The organism is Nitrosomonas sp. Is37 (assembly GCF_033063275.1).
Classification (GTDB): domain Bacteria; phylum Pseudomonadota; class Gammaproteobacteria; order Burkholderiales; family Nitrosomonadaceae; genus Nitrosomonas.
In genome coordinates, this window is record NZ_JAWJYP010000074.1 from 1 (window position 1) to 1,077 (window position 1,077).

At 48.7% G+C, this 1,077-nt stretch carries 2 protein-coding genes; both read right to left on the reverse strand.

Features of this window, described 5'->3' with window-relative positions; translation table 11 throughout:
• Nucleotides 1–513: IS630 family transposase (locus tag R2Q26_RS15305; RefSeq protein WP_317537082.1), on the reverse strand; the 513-nt coding region annotated here is incomplete at its 3' end.
• Nucleotides 514–518: 5 nt separating this feature from the next.
• The gene (locus tag R2Q26_RS15310; RefSeq protein WP_317537083.1) at nt 519–1,022 is read right to left on the reverse strand and encodes a helix-turn-helix domain-containing protein; all 504 of its coding nucleotides are present in this window, start codon (nt 1,020–1,022) and stop codon (nt 519–521) included.
• Between the last annotated feature and the right edge of the window lie 55 nt (nt 1,023–1,077).

Below are 1,077 nucleotides of genomic sequence, written 5' to 3' on the forward strand. Positions count from 1 at the left end.
TATACTTTTGATTAAAGCAGGAACATTTTCGAGATCATATAAAGCGCCAACCAAATGATTCTCGAGCGCATCGATGCTGTCAAACACGCGGTTATGAAAGTATTTTTCTCGCAGTTCATCCCAAATATGTTCTTGCGGATTTAGTTCAGGGGAATACGGTGGCAGGAATAACAAACGGAGGTTCTCAGGCAAATGGAAATCCTTGCTTTTATGCCAGCCAGCACCATCAAGGATCATAACGACGTGATCACCAGGGTAACGGTTGGCAATCTCATTGAGGAAAATCTGCATGCAATCGCTGTTGACATGAGGCAACACCAAACTGTCGAAGGCTCCATCGAAGGGACTGACTGCTCCGTAAACATAAGTATACTCTTGCGTCACCATGGCACTCACCACCGGTCGATCTGGACGGCGGCACCAACAATAACGTCTGTCTGTAATGCGGCCAAAGCGGGCTTCATCCTGGAACATCAAACGTAGTGGTCGATGATTACCCCACGCAGCTACCATTTCATCTAGCCGCTCCTTAAGTTTTTTTTCCAATCCTCGCGCAGCGCAGCATCTCCTTGAGGATGAGCAGTATCCGGTGCTAATTTACGCCAGCCATGGCGAGCCAGCATTCGATAAATCGTTGAGAGCGCTACTCGCTTACCTAGCCGTTCCTCGATTTTCTCTTTAAGCGGAGGAACAACCACCACGCCGCATTGAGCCGCTTCCACCAAAACCTCATTCAGAATTTGTGCTTCCTGTTCAAGCGTGGCAATCGCACGATTACGAAGGACTCGTTTCGCTCGAGGTGCCTCCTCTTCGCCACGAGCGACCTTACAGTAGCGCGTGCGCATGCTGCACGTCCATCTAATGGAACGACCAATGGCCTTCGCCGTTTCCTCTATCGACATTCCCAATTCCAATGGCAGCAATACCGCTTGGGCCGCCCTCAACTCAGCCGCCGTTTTGGCTGTCCTCAACAATTCTCGGGCTGAGACTAATTGATCTGTTCCACTTGCTTTTCTTGCCATGATTTTTTCCTCGTAATTCATGGCTATATTGTTTCATTTCTTCATTTTTCAATGC